18 protein-coding genes are annotated in these 19,079 nt (G+C 34.1%); 7 read left to right on the top strand and 11 right to left on the bottom strand.

Annotation, left to right across the window (positions count from 1 at the left end):
- Window positions 1-102: 102 nt before the first annotated feature.
- Window positions 103-456, bottom strand: coding sequence for a toxin-antitoxin system YwqK family antitoxin (locus NBRC110019_RS12660; protein WP_281755412.1), 354 nt, complete (start codon window positions 454-456; stop codon window positions 103-105).
- 228 nt (window positions 457-684) lie between these two features.
- On the opposite strand from NBRC110019_RS12660, the gene aspS reads away from it, so the two are divergent.
- The 4 genes from aspS (at window position 685) to NBRC110019_RS12680 (ending at window position 4,843) form a co-directional block, all read left to right on the top strand.
- Complete coding sequence (aspS, locus tag NBRC110019_RS12665; protein ID WP_281755414.1) at window positions 685-2,433, top strand: aspartate--tRNA ligase; 1,749 nt, start codon at window positions 685-687, stop codon at window positions 2,431-2,433.
- A 40-nt stretch (window positions 2,434-2,473) separates the two neighbouring features.
- The gene (locus NBRC110019_RS12670; protein WP_281755416.1) at window positions 2,474-4,270 is read left to right on the top strand and encodes a chloride channel protein; all 1,797 of its coding nucleotides are present in this window, start codon (window positions 2,474-2,476) and stop codon (window positions 4,268-4,270) included.
- A gap of 24 nt (window positions 4,271-4,294) precedes the next feature.
- Window positions 4,295-4,549 (top strand): hypothetical protein, encoded by a 255-nt coding sequence (locus tag NBRC110019_RS12675; RefSeq protein WP_281755418.1) that lies wholly within the window; start codon window positions 4,295-4,297, stop codon window positions 4,547-4,549.
- Window positions 4,550-4,648: 99 nt separating this feature from the next.
- Complete coding sequence (locus tag NBRC110019_RS12680) at window positions 4,649-4,843, top strand: cold-shock protein (RefSeq protein WP_281755420.1); 195 nt, start codon at window positions 4,649-4,651, stop codon at window positions 4,841-4,843.
- Window positions 4,844-5,201: 358 nt separating this feature from the next.
- On the opposite strand, the gene NBRC110019_RS12685 is transcribed toward NBRC110019_RS12680, so the two are convergent.
- The 4 genes from NBRC110019_RS12685 to NBRC110019_RS12700 all read right to left on the bottom strand — a co-directional run bounded on the left by NBRC110019_RS12685 (window position 5,202) and on the right by NBRC110019_RS12700 (window position 8,684).
- Complete coding sequence (locus NBRC110019_RS12685; RefSeq protein ID WP_281755421.1) at window positions 5,202-5,351, bottom strand: hypothetical protein; 150 nt, start codon at window positions 5,349-5,351, stop codon at window positions 5,202-5,204.
- 173 nt (window positions 5,352-5,524) lie between these two features.
- Window positions 5,525-5,806 carry a hypothetical protein gene (locus NBRC110019_RS12690; protein ID WP_281755423.1) on the bottom strand — a complete coding sequence of 94 codons (282 nt, stop codon included), beginning with the start codon at window positions 5,804-5,806 and terminating at the stop codon, window positions 5,525-5,527.
- Between the two features lie 4 nt (window positions 5,807-5,810).
- On the bottom strand, window positions 5,811-7,970 hold the full coding sequence (locus tag NBRC110019_RS12695) for a zincin-like metallopeptidase toxin domain-containing protein (RefSeq protein ID WP_281755425.1): 2,160 nt from the start codon (window positions 7,968-7,970) through the stop codon (window positions 5,811-5,813).
- 264 nt (window positions 7,971-8,234) lie between these two features.
- Window positions 8,235-8,684: a nucleoside deaminase gene (locus NBRC110019_RS12700; protein WP_281755427.1), complete on the bottom strand. Its 450-nt coding sequence runs from the start codon at window positions 8,682-8,684 to the stop codon at window positions 8,235-8,237.
- Window positions 8,685-8,882: 198 nt separating this feature from the next.
- Here NBRC110019_RS12700 and dxs point away from each other — a divergent pair, with 198 nt between their 5' ends.
- Together dxs and NBRC110019_RS12710 are read left to right on the top strand one after the other, a co-directional pair.
- A complete protein-coding gene (gene dxs / locus NBRC110019_RS12705; RefSeq protein ID WP_281755429.1) occupies window positions 8,883-10,682 on the top strand; it encodes a 1-deoxy-D-xylulose-5-phosphate synthase in 1,800 nt (599 codons plus the stop codon).
- Between the two features lie 97 nt (window positions 10,683-10,779).
- A complete protein-coding gene (locus NBRC110019_RS12710; RefSeq protein ID WP_281755430.1) occupies window positions 10,780-11,742 on the top strand; it encodes a DUF3078 domain-containing protein in 963 nt (320 codons plus the stop codon).
- On the opposite strand, the gene NBRC110019_RS12715 is transcribed toward NBRC110019_RS12710, so the two are convergent.
- The 6 genes from NBRC110019_RS12715 to NBRC110019_RS12740 form a co-directional block, all read right to left on the bottom strand.
- The gene (locus tag NBRC110019_RS12715) at window positions 11,743-12,750 is read right to left on the bottom strand and encodes an LLM class flavin-dependent oxidoreductase (protein ID WP_281755432.1); all 1,008 of its coding nucleotides are present in this window, start codon (window positions 12,748-12,750) and stop codon (window positions 11,743-11,745) included.
- Window positions 12,751-12,997: 247 nt separating this feature from the next.
- On the bottom strand, window positions 12,998-13,435 hold the full coding sequence (locus NBRC110019_RS12720) for a hypothetical protein (protein ID WP_281755434.1): 438 nt from the start codon (window positions 13,433-13,435) through the stop codon (window positions 12,998-13,000).
- Between the two features lie 278 nt (window positions 13,436-13,713).
- Window positions 13,714-14,100: a response regulator gene (locus NBRC110019_RS12725; protein ID WP_281755436.1), complete on the bottom strand. Its 387-nt coding sequence runs from the start codon at window positions 14,098-14,100 to the stop codon at window positions 13,714-13,716.
- Between the two features lie 6 nt (window positions 14,101-14,106).
- Window positions 14,107-15,963 (bottom strand): PAS domain S-box protein, encoded by a 1,857-nt coding sequence (locus NBRC110019_RS12730; protein ID WP_281755438.1) that lies wholly within the window; start codon window positions 15,961-15,963, stop codon window positions 14,107-14,109.
- 238 nt (window positions 15,964-16,201) lie between these two features.
- On the bottom strand, window positions 16,202-17,071 hold the full coding sequence (locus NBRC110019_RS12735; RefSeq protein ID WP_281755440.1) for a DUF808 domain-containing protein: 870 nt from the start codon (window positions 17,069-17,071) through the stop codon (window positions 16,202-16,204).
- A gap of 106 nt (window positions 17,072-17,177) precedes the next feature.
- Window positions 17,178-17,615 carry a hypothetical protein gene (locus NBRC110019_RS12740; RefSeq protein WP_281755442.1) on the bottom strand — a complete coding sequence of 146 codons (438 nt, stop codon included), beginning with the start codon at window positions 17,613-17,615 and terminating at the stop codon, window positions 17,178-17,180.
- Between the two features lie 129 nt (window positions 17,616-17,744).
- On the opposite strand from NBRC110019_RS12740, the gene NBRC110019_RS12745 reads away from it, so the two are divergent.
- Window positions 17,745-19,040 (top strand): hypothetical protein, encoded by a 1,296-nt coding sequence (locus NBRC110019_RS12745; protein WP_281755443.1) that lies wholly within the window; start codon window positions 17,745-17,747, stop codon window positions 19,038-19,040.
- Window positions 19,041-19,079 lie beyond the last annotated feature (39 nt).

Genomic DNA, 19,079 nt, shown 5'->3' on the forward strand with positions numbered 1-19,079 from the left:
CTCAAAAGGTGCTCTTTTATAATAAGAAATAAAAAACCCGGAACGTTGGTTCCGGGTTAAACTCATAACACTAAAAGTTTATAATCTAAACACTTTGTTTTTCTAGGGATTGGTAGCCAATGCATCTACACTACTCCATTTGGTAATATTTTTAACCTCATTGTTTACAAATTCTACTTCGCTAAGGCTATGTTTATCTGTCCAGAAAAACCAAGTACTAACTTTTTTTCCTTCATCATAAGTAGCTCTTGCTACCTCTTTTCCATTATCATTATAGGCAACCCATTCGCCATGAGGTTTCCCATCTCTAAAATATCCTGTTTGCGTTATTGCTCCTTTATCGTTTGTATATGTTGCTTTTACAACGTCTCCTTGTTGTTCTAATTGAGGTTTTTCTTGTTGAGCAAATCCTGCTAACGTAAAAACCATAGCTAAAGTGAATACTAATTTTTTCATGATGCTCCTAATTTAAAGTTCATTTCCGTCATTATTTCTATTACAAATATACATAAATTTTACATATAATAAACATTTACATAACATTAAATTAACATTTAAACACATAAAACACTGATTACATGACTTTTATCACAAATAAATCCCTTAACACAATTACTTCACTATTTTATTCACTAAGAAATCGTAACTCATTACATTTGCATTTTCAATAAGATATCATATAAAATGTATAGAAGTCACAACTGTGGAAAACTGCGTTCAGCACATATAAATCAGGAAGTTACACTTTCCGGATGGGTTCAAAAAGTAAGAGATAAAGGATTTATGATCTGGGTAGATATTAGAGACCGTTACGGTATTACCCAATTAATTTTTGATGAAGAACGTACTCCGGCAGATGTCTTCGAAAAAGCAAAAGAGCTTGGTAGAGAGTTTGTGATACAGGTAACCGGAAAGGTTATTGAAAGAGTATCTAAAAACCCCAACCTTGCTACTGGTGATATTGAAATATTGGTAACCAACCTTACCATTTTAAACACAGCTAACACACCTCCGTTTACTATTGAAGATGAAACTGATGGTGGTGAAGACTTACGAATGAAATACAGATATCTGGATATTCGTCGTAATCCGGTTAAAAACAGTTTATTGTTCAGACATAAAGTGGCCATGCAAGTGCGTAACTACCTGTCTCAAGAAGGTTTTATTGAGGTAGAAACTCCTTACCTTATCAAATCTACTCCTGAAGGAGCGCGTGACTTTGTAGTGCCTTCACGTATGAATGAAGGTCAGTTTTATGCTTTACCACAATCTCCACAAACCTTTAAGCAGTTGCTTATGGTAGGTGGTATGGATAAATACTTCCAGTTGGTAAAATGTTTTAGAGATGAAGATTTACGTGCAGACCGCCAGCCAGAGTTTACACAAATAGACTGCGAAATGGCGTTTGTTGAGCAAGAGGATATTCTAAATATATTTGAAGGTCTTACCCGCAATTTATTAAAAGAAATTCACGGTTTAGAAGTAGATACCTTCCCAAGAATGACCTATGCCGAAGCCATGAAAAAATATGGTAACGATAAACCAGATATTCGTTTTGGAATGGAGTTTGGTGAATTAAATGAGGTAGCCCAACACAAAGACTTTAAAGTTTTTAACGAAGCTGATTTAGTGGTTGGTATTGCCGTAACGGGAGCAGCTGCGTATACACGTAAAGAAATAGATAAACTAATTGACTGGGTAAAACGCCCACAAATTGGTGCGTTAGGTATGGTGTATGTTAAATGTAATGAAGATGGTACCTATAAGTCTTCGGTTGATAAATTTTACGACCAAGAAGATCTTGCTAAATGGGCAGAAGCTACCCAAGCTAAACCAGGTGATTTAATCTGTGTGCTTTCGGGGGTTGCTCATAAAGTACGTGCACAATTAAGTGCTTTACGTATGGAAATGGCTACTCGTTTAGGATTACGTAAATCAAATGAATTTGCTCCTTTATGGGTTGTTGATTTTCCTTTATTAGAGTGGGATGAAGAAACAGAGCGTTACCATGCAATGCACCACCCATTTACTTCTCCTAAACCTGAAGATTTTGAATTAATTGAAACCAATCCGGGTGAAGTTAGAGCCAATGCCTATGACCTTGTATTAAATGGTAATGAAATTGGTGGGGGTTCTATTAGAATTCATGATAAAGAATTACAAAGTAGAATGTTCTCTTTATTAGGCTTTACACCTGAACAAGCGCAAGCTCAGTTTGGCTTTTTAATGAATGCTTTCCAATATGGTGCACCGCCACACGGTGGACTCGCTTTTGGTTTTGACCGACTGGTTGCTATTTTAGGAGGACAAGAAACAATTAGAGATTTTATTGCATTCCCTAAAAACAATGCCGGTAGAGATGTTATGATAGATGCCCCCGCATCTATAGACAACGAACAGCTAGACGAGCTACACATAAAATTAAATTTATAACAAATAATCCCGCTTAGGCGGGATTTTTAGACTATTAGCTATGCCAAATACACAAAATAAATCGTTACTTACCCGGTTTTTGCTATGGAAAACTAAGCACATTCCGCAACGTAACTTTGTGTACATGTTAAGTGTGTTAGTTGGGTTAATTGCCGGTTTAGGTGCAGTTACCCTAAAAAACCTTACCCACTTTATTCAACATTTACTGGAAGCAAAAGTAGTTAGCGACTACCATCATGCTTTTTACTTTTTATTTCCGCTAGTAGGTTTATCTATTACCTTTTTGATTAAAAAATATGTCATTAGACATAATTTTGGTCATGGTATTCCTTCTACCTTAAAAGCGATTGCCAAGAAAAAAGGGATTATGAAACAGTACCAAATGTTTTCTGCCCTGCTTGCCGCTCCTTTTACAGTTGGTTTCGGTGGATCGGTTGGACTAGAAGGTCCTACAGTGTCTACTGCTGCAGCTATTAGCTCTAATATTTCAAGATTGTTTCATACCAATCAATCTACCCGTACGTTACTTATTGGTTGTGCCTCTACAGGTGCTATTGCCTGCATTTTTAAGGCGCCAATTGCCGCTATTGTTTTTGCCATTGAAGTTTTTAGTTTAGACCTTACACTATCTTCTTTATTGCCTTTACTTATATCGTCAATATCGGGAGTCTTATTATCCTATTTCTTTTATGGAGATGATACCATTCTTCCATTTCAATTAATTGATAAATTTGAATTAAACCAAGTACCATACTTTGCTCTTTTAGGTGTAGTTGCTGCACTTACTTCAATTTACTTTACCAAAGTATACGAATACCTTCATAATTATTTTGAAAAAATTGCCTCTCCTATTAAGCGATTAATTATTGGTGGACTTGGCTTAGGTGTTATCGTATTTTTTATTCCGCCACTATACGGTGAGGGTTTCGATGTAATTAACAACGTTATGAAGGGCAACTATGAAACTGCCCTGCAAAATAATTTCCTACATCTTGAAATTCACAATGCATGGATTATTATAGGTATGTTAGCCGGTTTGGTTATTTTTAAAATTATAGCCAGTGCCTTTACCTTTGGTGCCGGTGGTATTGGTGGTATCTTCTCTCCTAGTTTGTTTATGGGATCTATACTAGGTTGCTTCTTTGCTAAGCTAATAAATACGTTAGGGTTTTTAAAATTTAACCTGTCGGAAAGTAACTTTACACTAGTAGGCATGGCAGGCGTATTAGGTGGGGTACTACAGGCACCGTTAACCGCTATCTTCCTTATTGCAGAATTAACAGGAGGTTACAACTTGTTCATACCACTAATGATTACGGTGGCTATTTGTTTTGCCATTACTAAGTACTTTTTACCCTTCTCTGTATATAGTATGGAGTTGGCTAGAGCTGGTGATCTTATTACACACGATAAAGATCAGGCGGTTTTAACCTTAATGAACCTAGAAAGTTTAATAGAAAAGAAATTTGTACCTGTACATCCTGAAATGACCCTAGGTGATATTGTACATAAAGCAGTTATTAAATCGAACCGAAATATATTTCCGGTGATTGATGCTAACGACTCCTTACAAGGAATTATATTGTTAGATGATATTCGCCCAATTATGTTCAACCAGAACTTATATAAAGAAATTAAAGCTGAGGATGTAATGCAAAATGCACCCGCCGTAATAGATTTAGATAATGATAGAATGTCTGGGGTGATGCAGAAATTCCAAGATAGCAGTGCTTGGAACTTACCGGTGATTAGCGAAGAAAAATACATTGGTTTTATTTCTAAATCGAAATTACTAACTGCCTACAGAAGAAAACTTATTAGCTTTACACAACAATAAAATAATAGTTAAATGCGTACACTAATGAAATATATTATAATCGTTATTTTCATTTCTATCTTGGGCGGATTCGCTTATGGATCCTATGTGAAAATTTCGGTAGATGATGTAACCGGAGATCGCATTTTAGGGCTATCGGTTTTGGCTATGTCATTCATTTTAATGCCCCTTTTTATTTATCATAGATGGAAGGGTAAAGACCTGCGTAACTACATGTTAACTAAGGAAAATATGGATAAAATGAACAATCTGTCACCAAACGACGATAAAAAACCCTGAAAATCAACCTATTTAAAATAAATTATTTACAATTTTTTATACTTAGTCTCAAAATTTAACAGTACTTTTAAACCATAATTTTTTTATTTACAATTTATAATGACAGGTACAGTTAAATTTTTCAATGAATCTAAAGGTTTCGGATTCATTACAAACGACGAAACAGGTAAAGATATTTTTGTGCACATTACTGCATTAAAAGGAATTACTTTACAAGACGGCAACAAAGTAGAATATGTTGAAGAAGAAGGACGCAAAGGATTAGTAGCGGCAAAAGTGAGAATCATAGGCTAGATTTAAGATATAGAGTATTTTATTTTGACTAAAAAGACAACGCAACCTTATGGGTTGCGTTTTTTTTTATGTCTTGTATTTCATCTTAGGAAAATAAGATTACATTAAGTAGAACTCTTGATATATAACTTAGCTACTTTTTAGAATAGTGCCTATCTTTTTTCGCACTTTTGGTACTTTTTCAAGATATAATTCTTTTTTCATTTTTAATTATACAATACGTTACACCAAAAAAACCAGCTACCTTAAAAATAACTGGTTTTTATAAAAATATGTATTTTAATTTGAATATTTTCGTTTATGAAATAATTCCTTTTTGCTTAAAATAGTCTTCATACACCGCTATTAATAAACCTCTTTATACCCCTATTTTTATCGTATATTCATTATACCCCAATATAAAATAAGAGAAATAAGTGCCCTTGTCTGTACTTTCTTTAATTAAGCTGAACATAGACTTTTCTGCTACTAGCGCTTTTATATAAGGCTCTGCTTCCTTAATTGGCATAGTATACTTATTCTCTATCAATTCGTCTTTTATAATCTTACTGTTTTCTATAAATATAAGAACCAAAAAAACCAGCTACCTTAAAGATAACTGGTTTTTATAAAAATATGTATTTTAATTTAAAAAAAATACTTCTCCTAATTTATTAGTTATTAGAGTTTTTAAATATCTAATTATTCTATTTCAATATAATTTGTAGGTGTAATTATATACAAAAGTTCTCCAGTATCTGCGCGTACATATAAAAAGTAAACTATTACATCTGGCGCCCAAGGAATGTCATAGCCGACGGCATATACATCAAAATTTTCTCCCTCATATTTACCTATAGGTACCGTATTATCATGATCTTCTATACTATTAAAATGAATAGTTATACTATCTTTAATATAATTACTGCCAATTTCTTCTAAATAAGATACCGCCCTATCTATAGCTTCTTTTTCTGTTACCATAATGTTATTCTGTTATATTAATTATTTGTTCTATTTTAACCTTTTTTCGCACTTTTGGTACTTTTTCAAGATATAATTCTTTTTTCAATAAACCTACATCTTCTAATAGTTTGCCATTTCTTTTGTAAAGATCTTTAATATAATTAAAAGCATGGTCTACCTCTGAATGAGTTAAGTATTCTTTATACCTCATCAAAGCATCAAAAACCCACCTTTCTTTTTCAAGTCTTCCAGAAAACTTTACCAAGTTAAGATAGTTTTGAACTCCTATTTTTCTTGAATGTCTCAAATGCATTAATTCATGAAAAAATTCATATACAGTACACCCTTTTCTCAAACACATTTTTAATTTTTTCCCATCATTTGAAATGATGAATGCTGCTTGAGCATTATCTGACAATTCCAATGCCAATCCTTTAATTGTATATGATCCGTTTTCTGGAAAAAGTTCCAATTCTACCTTATGCTTCTTTAAAAATCGTTTAACCTTCCTGATATCAGACTTACTCATTATCTGACCAAATCTCCTCCCTCTACCTGAAACTCTAATGGCAACATCATCCCATTCTTCCAATAAAACAGCATCGGCAGGTTTATTCTCTATCCCAAAAAGTTTTTTCAGCTTATCCCTTAACCATTCTACTAATTTACCATTTTTTATAGCTTCAATTAACTCAACAAACTCTTTCTTTATCCATTTTAATAAGGCTGTAGCTGTGTCGGCAACTTTTGCCCCTATATTAGTTGCTATTTTAATTCCTTTAGCAGCCATTTCTTCTGCCTTGGTGGCTAACCGAGATATTTTAGAAGATATTTTGGCAGTCACGGAAGCCCCTCCGCTAAAATACGCTATTACAGCATCTAAGATAATTTCAAAAGCTACATTTCCTAAAAAATAAGCCCATGAATATATATTATATCCCTTTACCTTTTTAACTATCATTTTAGCTAAATCAATAAAATCTTTTACATATTCGCTGGTACTTACATATGTAACAAGCTTATCAAAAACCTCTATACCATTTTCACGAACAACATCTACCAAATCTTCTACAAACTCTAGTTTTTTTTGTTGTTCTGCAATTTTTTCTGGAGAAAAATCCTCCATTTCAATAAAACTAATATTATCTATTAACAAGGCTACTAAAGACATTATTAGTTGTACCGTAGAAATTAGTCCGTTTAGAATTCCGCATAAAAAGGCGTTAATAATAGCTAACTCTTTAGTGTATAAATCCCCTAACCCTTTAATTAGTTTATTAACAGAATCTACCGCTTGCTGTAAAATTTCTTTAACACTGCTAATAACATTTTTAATTTTTTCAAACAATAACTCATTAAGCTTTTCTTTGGCAACCTTTATTAAAGCCAAAATGTAATCATCTGCTTTCCCCGGGATATAGTGAGCAACTCTTTCTGCAAGGCTAAAAACCTTTTCTTCAATTTTTTCAGACAGTTCTACAAGCATACCCAACCCTTCAGTAGTATAACTAATCACATTAGTAGCTCCATTAGCCATTTTTTGGGGCAAGGTTACAGGCAATATAGGTTTATACTTATTTTTCCTATCGGCTATATCGTAATTGTAGTTTTCCTCGGTAAACTTCCATTTTTCAATGGCTTCTACACCACTATTAATCCAATCTGCTATCTTTTCATCAGTACTAAATACTTCTTTAAGAAATTTGTTCAAATCTGTAGTATTAAAATATTCCAGACTAACAGCATTAATTAAAAGAGAATACTTAGGAAGCAACTCCTCATCTTTATCGCAAATAGCTTTACAAAAAGCATATAAACCTCGTATTTTATAATCATTTACTGTGGTTTCATATCCGTTACTTACCCTTTTTAAATACTCTCTAAACTTATTACCCATCCGCACTCTGCATACGGTTCCAAAAATATTAGAGGTATCTTCACTCTTCTCTTCTACAAAAATGTACATATAGTTGTCTTCAATATCAGCTTCTTTCATATTTTCATAAGCCTCTAAAGCATCTAACCCAGATTTGAAACTAAAGATTTGATAAGAATATTTAGAAATATTAGTTAAATTGGGAGTGCTTACCCCTTCTTTATTAGTATATGTAACATGAAATATACTATTCTCGCCAAAGGGACTATCCATTCCCATGACTTCCTCCAAACCTAAATAACTCATGGTTTAACAAGGTATTTTGTAATAAGAAATAGTGCATAACATCGGGAAACAACCCAATGAAACATTTAGAAGCATTTAAATGAAATTACAAGACAATTTTTTGAGACTTATCTCTGAACTTCACATTTTGATTCGCGAAACTTAACTCGCTATCATAGAAATATTACAGACCACAAATCTAACTGAAAAAAGAATACCCTATAGGTTGCAAAAACAACCTAAAAGTAAGTAGGGTTAAAAAAGAATCACCAGAAGTTCCATGCGCTAATTCAAATTTCGTTTCTCTATAAAAAAACGCTTCATAAGGGTAGACGCTCCCTCTGCCATACAACCTCCCTCTATGGTTGTTTTAGGGTGTAGTTTGGTTCCCATAACGCCACAACCTCGGTGTTCATCCGTAGCTCCATATACCACACGACTAATCTGGCTCCAATACAAGGCTCCGGCACACATTTGGCAAGGCTCTAAAGTTACATATAGGGTACAGTTTTTGAGATACTTACCTCCTAAAAAATTAGCCGCAGCGGTAATCGCCTGCATTTCGGCATGTGCAGTAACATCGTTCAGGGCTTCTGTTAGGTTATGCGCACGGGCAATTACTCTGTTATCTATTACAATTACAGCTCCTACAGGTATTTCGCCTTTTTCAAAAGCCATCTCTGCCTCTTGCAGGGCTTTTTTCATAAAATAGGCATCGTCAAAAATATTCTCCATAACCAATTGTATCTGCAACAAAAATACAACATTTTTGGCGTGATGTTTGATACTTAAAAAAAGTAGAAACAATATGCCTCTCGGAGCATTTCATCTCAATTATTGAGTAAAAACAAGTAACAACTACCAGTTAGTTGCCATTTAACATTACTAATGAATCTAAATTAATTATAAATAATTGTAATTTTGCGGCCTGTAATGAGCCAACATCTGTTATCATATATTAATTCGCCCTACGATCTGCGCCAGCTAACTGAAGCGCAGTTACCGCTGTTATCTAAAGAATTAAGAGAGTTTATTATTGATGTGGTTGCTACCAAAGAAGGCCATTTAGGAGCAAGCTTAGGTGTAGTAGAACTTACCATTGCTTTACACTATGTATTTAATACGCCTGAAGACCTTTTGGTTTGGGACGTTGGTCACCAAGCTTATGGACACAAAATACTTACAGGACGAAGAGATGTATTTCATACCAACCGACAATTACATGGAATTAGTGGTTTCCCAAAACGTGCTGAAAGCGAATACGATGTATTTGGTACTGGGCATTCTTCTACTTCTATTTCGGCGGTATTGGGTATGGCTATGGCTTCGTACTTAAAAGGCGAAACTACCAAACAACACATTGCCGTTATTGGTGATGCCTCTATTGCTAGCGGTATGGCTTTTGAAGGTTTAAACCATGCGGGGGTAACCAATGCCAATATGTTGGTGATATTAAACGACAATGCTATTGGTATAGACCCAAGCGTGGGGGCTTTAAAGGAATACCTTACCAAGGTAAAAACCAACCCCAAGTTAGCGGAACATAACATTATTAAATCGCTTAACTTTAATTATAGTGGTCCTATTGACGGACATAATTTGCCTGCACTTATAAAAGAGCTTCAACGTTTAAAGAAAATTGAAGGTCCTAAATTTTTGCATGTAATTACGACTAAAGGAAAAGGATTAAAGCAGGCGGAAGAAGACCAAATTACCTACCATGCACCCGGAAAATTTGATAAGCTTACCGGAGAACGAATTAAAAAAGAGTTTAGTGAACCCATGCCTCCAAAATATCAGGATGTATTTGGGCATACGATAGTAGAACTAGCAGAACAAAACCCTAAAATCATAGGGATTACACCTGCTATGCCTACAGGCAGCTCGTTAAAATACATGATTGAGAAATTTCCTGATCGTGCTTTTGATGTGGGTATTGCCGAACAACATGCAGTGACCTTAGCAGCCGGAATGGCTACGCAAGGTATGATTCCGTTTTGCAATATTTACTCAACCTTTTTGCAACGTGCGTACGATCAGGTAATACACGATGTGGCTTTGCAAAAACTTCCAGTAATCTTTTGTTTAGACCGAGCCGGATTAGTAGGTAAAGATGGTGCCACACACCATGGTGCTTTTGATATTGCCTATTTAAAGTGTATCCCTAACCTTATTGTTTTTGCTCCGCGTAATGAGATTGAATTACGTAATATATTATATACTGCACAGTTAGGATTAGATGCTCCTATTGCTATACGCTACCCTAGAGGTAACGGTACTACCGTTAATTGGCAGCAACCTTTTGAAACCATTACCATAGGCAAAGGCACTACCCTAACCACGGGTACAACTATAGCCCTACTTAGTATTGGTACCATTACTAAAAATGTTTCACAAGCGATAGATAACTTACAAGCTGAACATGAAAAAGTAAGTCATTACGATATGCGTTTTGTAAAACCTTTAGACACCCAATTATTGCACGACATATTTTTACATCACAAAGCAATAATAACCATTGAAGATGGTTGTATTAGTGGCGGCTTTGGAGAATCGGTATTGGCATTTGCCAATGCGCATAATTATACACAACAGGTATATACACTGGGCATACCCGATGCATTTATTGAACATGGAAACACCGCTTTTTTACAAGAAATTTGTAAAATAGACGTTGTTAGTATTAAAGAAAAAATAATAGAAATAATAACCCAAACGCAAATTGAGAGCTAACAGAAAAATGAAGGTATTTAGATTACTGCTTATTTTTACCGTTCTGATTTCCTTAAAAACGAACGCCCAAGATTCTATTAAAGTAACAAAACTTCCTATGTCGGAAATTTTGAATCTGAAGTTTGATTATGTCGACAAAAGTGCCCCTATAAAACAAACCGATAAAAAGCAAAAAACAAAAAAGGAGAAAGTAATACCTGAAGCTTCATGGATCAAAAGCAACAAGATTAGCGTAAACCTAAACGAAGTAGCTTTTTCTAACTGGAATGCAGGGGGTGAAAACTCTATTTCTGCAATTACGAAAGGTACCTTTAGTAGAAAATACGAAGACCGTTATTTACAATGGAGTAATGAAATGGTTTTAAAATATGGTTTAAACTTACAGGAGGGACAAGGAATTAGAAAAACGGATGACGGTATGAGCTTAAACTCCACCTTTGGTTATCGTAAAGATTCACTTTCTTACTGGTTCTACTCTGCTAAGCTAACCTTTAACTCTCAGTTTAGTAATGGTTACAATTACCCTGATAAAGATAATCCTATATCGCGTTTCATGGCACCGGGTTACTTATTTGTTGGTTTGGGTATGGAGTATTCTGATACGCCTGAAAAATTAACAGTATACATATCTCCGGGTACATTTAAGGCTACCTTTGTGCTAGATCAGGATTTGGCAAACAATGGATCCTTCGGGGTTACCGGAGCACGATACGACAGTTCAGGAAACATTATTGAAGAAGGGAAAAAGTACTTTGGGGAATTTGGTATATTAGTTTCAGGTACTTGGAAAAAGAAACTATACGACAATATGGCCATGAATAACAGCATCAGTTTTTATACTGACTATATTAACAGTTTTGGAAATATTGATATTGACTGGGAAATGAGCGTAGATCTTACCGTAAACAAATTTGTAAAAGCCAACATAGGTACGCATATCAAATACGATGACGATGTAAAATTTGTGTCAGCCGAAGATGAAAATGGTAATGATGCCTCGTATGGTGCCAGAATGCAGTTAAAACAATTATTAGGTGTAGGTTTAAGTTACTCCTTTTAACTAACACATTATCTCTGCTAATAGCTTATACGAATACAAACGCTCTTCATGGCTGTATATATGAGATACGGCCATAAGCTCGTTAATATTAGTGGTCTTTATAAACTCTTGTACTTCTGTTTTAACGGTTTCTTTACTTCCTATAAAAGAATAGGTAAGCATTTTTGAAGCTGCCTCTGCATGGTACACACTCCATAACTCGTTCATATTTTCTACCGGTGGCGGCATTCTACGTAAATTTCCTGTTATAATACTCATAAACACCTGCTTTAAAGTAGTAGATAAGTATTGAGCATGTGCATCGGTATCGGCCGCTATTACATTTACGCAGGCTATTATATAAGGCTCTTTTAAGTATCCAGAAGAAGCATTAAAATTCTTTCTGTAAATTTCAATTGCGTCCATAAACTGTGCTGGCGCAAAATGACTTGCAAATACATATGGTAATCCCTTTGCGGCTGCTAAATAAGCACTATCTGTACTAGAACCTAAAATATACATAGGTACCTCTGCACCTTCTGCTATATATGCACGTACCTGACTTCCTTCATTATCGGCAGCAAAGTACTTCTCTATTTTTTCAATTTCATACGGAAAATGGCGTGCCGCCGTCATTCTATCTGTTCTAATAGCTTGTGCGGTTACCTGATCGGTACCTGGTGCTCTGCCTAATCCCATATCAATTCTACCCTGATACAAATGTGCTAACGTACCAAATTGTTCGGCTACGATTAACGGACTATGATTGGGTAGCATAATACCTCCTGAACCTACACGGATATGACTAGTATTTGACGCAATATGACTCATTAAAACCGTAGTAGCCGAGCTAGCAATATTTGGCATGTTATGGTGCTCTGCCAGCCAAAAACGCTTATATCCTAATTGTTCGGTGGTTTGTGCAAGGTCTACACTATTGTGCAACGCTTCAGGAATAGTAGCTCCTTGAGTTATAGGTATTAAATCTAATACAGAAACAGGTAATTGGGTATGGGGGAATTCGCTCATAATTCATGTATCATTGTTCTCCCTACAAAAGTACAAAAAAGAAAATTGAGTATAACCAACACAGTAGTAAACTACTTCGAGCCAAGCCCACTAAGCATTTAGTACGCATGGCATTTCTATTTCAGTACTCTATGGCTAACGGTTACCAAGATACCAAATGCTCTGGTTGGGTTACTGCCTTGTAAACCTCATCGTAAGACACTTTCATTACTCAATAATGATAGATATGATGAGCCATAACTACTTATTAAATAATCCATCGCTTTTTTGCTGCGATATATGAGAACCATAATAAAAAAGCTCCTATAAAAACAATAGCTAAACTCATTATAGTATCCATTCCAAAACCTTTAAGGCTAATAAAATCGATCACCACAAAAGTGTAATACGACTGTACTAACACGGCTATAAATGAGATTAAAAATAAATAGTGCGACCAGCTTTTTCTTAAGGTTAATCCAAGAGAGGCAATTGCTGCAGAAATAGTTGCTATTCCAAATACAATAGCAGACCACTCCGGATACATTCGTCTAATCTTTTGATCTAATTCAGGCATTTGATCAATTACCTCAGGGGTAACAAATGTATCTCCTACAAAGGCTAATACCCCCATTAAATTCCAGATAATAGCTAAAATAGCTACTATCATAAACCACACCGGTGGTTTTACGGCTGTTGGTGACATAAGTTTGAGTTTTAATTAGTTGTTATAAGATACATTTTTTAATCATACTATTTACACAATCGATAAAAACCAGTTATTATTTCTTTTAACACAAAGTCTTTTATCCAATTACCTCCTGTATCTATATAAATAAACGCATTATCTTGTAATACTGATGCTACGCCGTTTCTAAAAGTTAAACTCTAACTTATTTTAGGCTATTTACTCTTTAATTAAGCTTAATCCCATAAAATTATGCGATTGAGAAGAGCATGAGAAGTAATCTACTTTAATCTAAGTTATGAAATCTCAATCATCAAGCTATCTATAACTTCTGGGGTTAAGGGTTTGGTAAGGTATCCGCTTAGCATTTTATAAGTTTTGGCACGGGTAATATCTGCCGGATCTACAGAAGAAGTTAACAAATAGATTGTAAGGTTAGGAAAGTTAAGAGACCGGAGCGCATCTAAGAACTGCCATCCATCCATTACAGGCATATTAATATCCAACAATATAAGGTCGGGTAAGTCTGCTCCCGCTTTATATTCATTTTTTAAATGACCTAACGCTATTTCTCCATTTTTAAAAGAACAGATACTCTTTGCACAATTTTGTAGCTGAATCATTTTAGTAGCTGTTAATAAAAAAATAGGGTTGTCATCAATTATGCAAATATTTTGTAACATGGTGTCCTATTTTTTTAAATATACAATAAAACTACTTCCCATCAACGGGACACTCGATACTTCAATACAACCTCCAAATGCTTCGAGCTGATTTTTAACTAAAAATAGCCCAATTCCTCTTGCCTTTGAATGATTATGAAAGCTATTGTACATTTTAAACAATTTATGCCCATTACGCTTCATATCTATCCCCAAACCATTATCAGAAAAAGTAACCTCTACAAAGTCTTTTCTCTCCACCACCAATATTGTAATTTTTAAAGGTGCTAACGGCGATCTGAATTTACATGCATTATCTAGCAGTTGCCAAATAATATTATCTAAATACTTTGCCCTAAAATTAACATATACGTCTTCAGATATATCAATCACTATTTCAGGTATCTCTTCATTCAAAAGATTTTCTTTAATCTTTTCAATCCCTTTATCTAAATATGTTTTTAAATGTAGCTTTTCAATTTGTTTACTTCCTTGATTATAAATAAATATTACTTCATTTAAATCGCTAATGGTATTACTTAAATTACGAACACTCTGGCTAAGAATTGGAAAATACGGATCTTTTTCACCCTCAGTATGCTCCATATGAATTAAGCTCAATAACATTTCCATATCGCTTGTATGCGAGCGCAACTGATGAGATACAATCTGCGCAAAACTAAAAAGCCGCCTATTTTGGTCTTTTGTCACATTCATAAGAGAAGCTACCTGCATTTCCGTTTTTTTCCTGTTCGTAATATCTACTATTTGAGATAATACCGTTTGCATACCTTTCTCTTTAATTAAAGACAACGAGACTAACCCCCATAACACCTCCCCATTTTTATGAAGATATCGCTTTTCTAAGGTTTTATATGCATACCTACCTTCCTTTAAACCTATAACCACATCAATGGTTTTTTGTTTATCATGCGGATGCGTAAAAGCCATCATCTCTTTAAGAATAAGTTCTTCTTCCGTATACCCTATAAAATTCATAAAGCTGTTATTACACTTTATAATTCTATGCCTATCATCTACCTGTATAATAGAAGTTGCGGCATACTCAAACATGTTACGGTAAAGCATCTCTTGTTTCTCTAATTGCTGATAATTATTTACAACAACATCTATATCTTGCACTATACCATAAGCTCTGGTACAACTACTTTCCTCCATAATAGGAATACCAATTAATCGCACCCATTTTAGTGTTCCATCGGGTCTTTGCATCTGAACCTCAAAATCGAAATCTTTACCTTTATAGAGCTGCTGAAAATTTTCCATTAGGAGATCGTAATTAAGAGCCTTTTTATAGAAATCTAATCTATTAGTAAAATCACAGATAAAATCTTCTTCAACTCCAAATATACTTTTAGTTTGCTTATCCCAATAAATGGTTTCATTCTGCATATTCACCTCCCACATCCCTATTTTAGCGATCTTATTGGCTCGTTTTTCAAGATCGTAATATTTTCCTAAAACCTCTGCAACAGGTTCCAATTGTAAAAATGCTATAAAGCGAGCTGGTTTTCGCTCTTCATTAAATATTACATATCCATAATATTTAAACCATAAGATATTTTCCTTTTTATCTTTAATTTGTAGAATATTTTCATAATATCCTTCCTGTAATTGATTTCTAAGTACAAAAATAATTCGCTCTCTATCTACATTAGAAGTAACTTTGTTCCATAAACTTTGACCTTCAGAAACTATTTCGTGTGGTGTATATCCTAAATTTCTATAAAAAGAAGGTGTTACCCAAATATCATTTGGTTCTAGAAGATTCCATATGAGTTGGCCGTCACAAGAAGGAGGTTTTATCTCCTGTACTTTAGCTAAAATTGAATATTGGCTTAATTCTTCCTCAAGATAGGTCATAATAATATTAATAATAAGAATTGGGTACGTAAACCTAATTAAATTAGCTATGTTTTCAAAACACTAATATCTTTTACCTTCATTTTATTTTGTAATTATAACAATTACCAGACAGCTTAAAATAAAACACCCCACAATAGTAAGAGAAGTTACCCTGTTTAAAACCACCTAATCTTTATAAAATATAACGTCAATTCTTTAAGTAGTTAATCTCGCTTATTAAGTAAAATACTGAGCACTAACATTTATTCTTTTTAAAGATCTTTTTACCTCTGGTAATTACAAGTAAAACAACTGTACCTCCAATAAGACCTACCGATACTTCTACTAATAACGCAGGGAATTCTTCGGCCAGATGATGTATATAAGGTATATTGTGCACAAAAATACCACCCGAAACAAGTATTAAGGCAATAGTACCAACTAGCCCTAAAATACGTATAATTATAGGCAATGCTTTCACCAATAAATGGCCTAACTTCCCTAAAAAGCCTTTATCATTACTGCGCTTAATAAGTTTAAAACCTGCATCATCCATACGAACAATTAAGGCTACAATACCATAAATACCAACAGTAGCTAATAAAGCAACAATAACCACTGTTATTATTTGCACGGTTAAAGCCTCCTCTATAACCGAGCTTAACGCTATAATTACAATCTCTACAGATAATATAAAATCGGTTGAGATAGCTGCTTTTATTTTACTTTTTTCAGCTTCCTTCGCGCTTTCTGCGGTAAGAGCAGCCTCTACACTATGGGTATGATGACCTCTATGAAACAAATACTCATAAATTTTTTCTACTCCTTCATATGCCAAATAAAAACCCCCAATAATTAACACAACGGTTATGGCTATAGGTAGGTAGACTTGCAATAAAAAAACGATAGGAATAATAATAATTTTATTCAGTAATGCTCCTTTTGTAATTGCCCATAATACGGGTAACTCTCTAGACGATACAAATCCAGTTGCTTTTTCTGCATTAACCGCTAAATCGTCTCCTAAAATTCCTGCTGTTTTTTGGGATGCTATTTTACTGGCTGATGCCACATCATCCATTAATGAAGCTATATCATCTAAAATTGCAAAAAAACCTGATGCCATATATTTATGTTTTTTTAAACAAAAATAAACGGATATTTCAAAACATAGAGAAAATTTATGCTAATAAAACTTAAAACCTTTGATAACTATTTACAACATATATACCTTACTGTGTCTTCTCTATAACAAAAGCTCTTATCACATTAATTACATACACTAATTGTGCAACCATGAATAAGAAAAATGAAATTAGCTGTCCAGCCCCATCAAAAATATAGAAATCATTAAAATATATACTACTATCTACACCATATAGCTGAAGGTAAAAAAGTAGGTATCCTAAAAAGACAAAACTTATTAGTATATGAAAACCTGATAGTACAACAGATAATCTTCTTTTTACTTTATACACCCCCCAATAACCTAAACCTAAAAGCCCCCATAGGAATATTAAAAATACCGTTGCATAATAATAAGGCATTACATAATAGGTATCATAAATATTTATGACCAAGTCTTTCCCAAAATTATAAAATACCAAAACCAGCGGTAACAGTAACATTATAAAAAAGGGCAAGTGTGGTTTTTGAAGCAGCAGTTTCATAAATAGTCAGGTTAATTTTAAAGACATAAAAATACATGAAAAACATATTTAGGTGTAAATTAAATAATTAAATTTACCTCATACCATAAAAACGAATACATAACCCGTCAACCAGTACTTTAAAAGAAAATGAGACCTCATACCCCTTTATATTGTGTACTCCTTACAATATTGTGCACACCTGTTTTATTATTTTCTCAAAATTCATCTACAGACACCATATCAGGTATTTTCAAAGAACCTCTGCTATTCACAGAAGTAAATCCACTACATTCGTTTGGTATATTTACACTAGATGCTCCTTTATACGTTGGTACCTTTAAAGAAAAAGGAGGTAGATTCTCTGCTGGTTACTCTATGGGGAATACATGGCACCCACAGGCTACTGTATATTATCCAAAAGGATTAACCCCAAATCAACGTACAGAAGTTAATAATTTATTCTACACCAAACGTCCTGCATATTTTGAAGAGCATAGTATAGAAACCGAAACCAAAACACTATCTACCGATGGTATTTTGCAAAATCTAAACCTTTCTTATCTATTGCAACTTGAAAGAAAGGGAGCCTTTTTATTTACTTTAAATACACATCTTTTATCGGGTGGCGACTTCCCGCTGTTCTATTTAGCAGGGGATCATTTTATTGAACAATTTCATGATGTACTTGGACAAGTAGATAATTTTGGACGAAGACTATACCCATCTAACAAGGCCCATATTGAGTTTATTGACGAAAACAAAAATACCATTAGAATTAATAAAGGGGATGCCTTTCTAGGCACATTAGACACACATTACTGGCTACCCATTTGGAGAAAATCTACGCCACTAGCATTTTATACCCTACAAGGTGGAGCACATTTGGGTATACCGCTAAATTCTTACTATCCTAAGGTATCGGGAGGTGTTTCTGCTGCTTTATTTACACGTCAACAAATTGGAGGTAAAACAACTTTAGATATTGCTTTAGACGGACTTGTTACGCACCACTCCCTTATCAGTTTAAAAGAAACCGCTAATATCATAGACCGCGATGTAAGAAATAGTTTTAAATTCTATTTTGGGTTTAATTTTTACAACCCTAAAAAAGACAAAACTTTTTTTGCTGGTATGTTAACCAACTACCAAGATGCTTATTTAAAAGGCTCTATTTTTAGTACTAGTCAAGATGAATACCAAGATCTTGGTGTATCGTACTTAAGAGCTGGTGATGTTTGGGAAGGAGAGGAAATAACATCTTCCTATTTTCCTTTAACTAAATTAACACCTGCCTCTATGTATTTCTTTTCTATAAAAACATATATTCTATTAGGTACCCGAACTAAAAATGGTGATTTTACATTTACTCTAGGAGAAGATATATTATCAGTTAATAATGCCCCCGATATACAATATGGTGTTAGTTATACATTTAAGATGTAGCTGGTAACTTTGTAGTAAGCACACCAGATCATTTAGAAA

This window comes from Neptunitalea chrysea, assembly GCF_027924145.1.
GTDB classification, from domain to species: domain Bacteria; phylum Bacteroidota; class Bacteroidia; order Flavobacteriales; family Flavobacteriaceae; genus Neptunitalea; species Neptunitalea chrysea.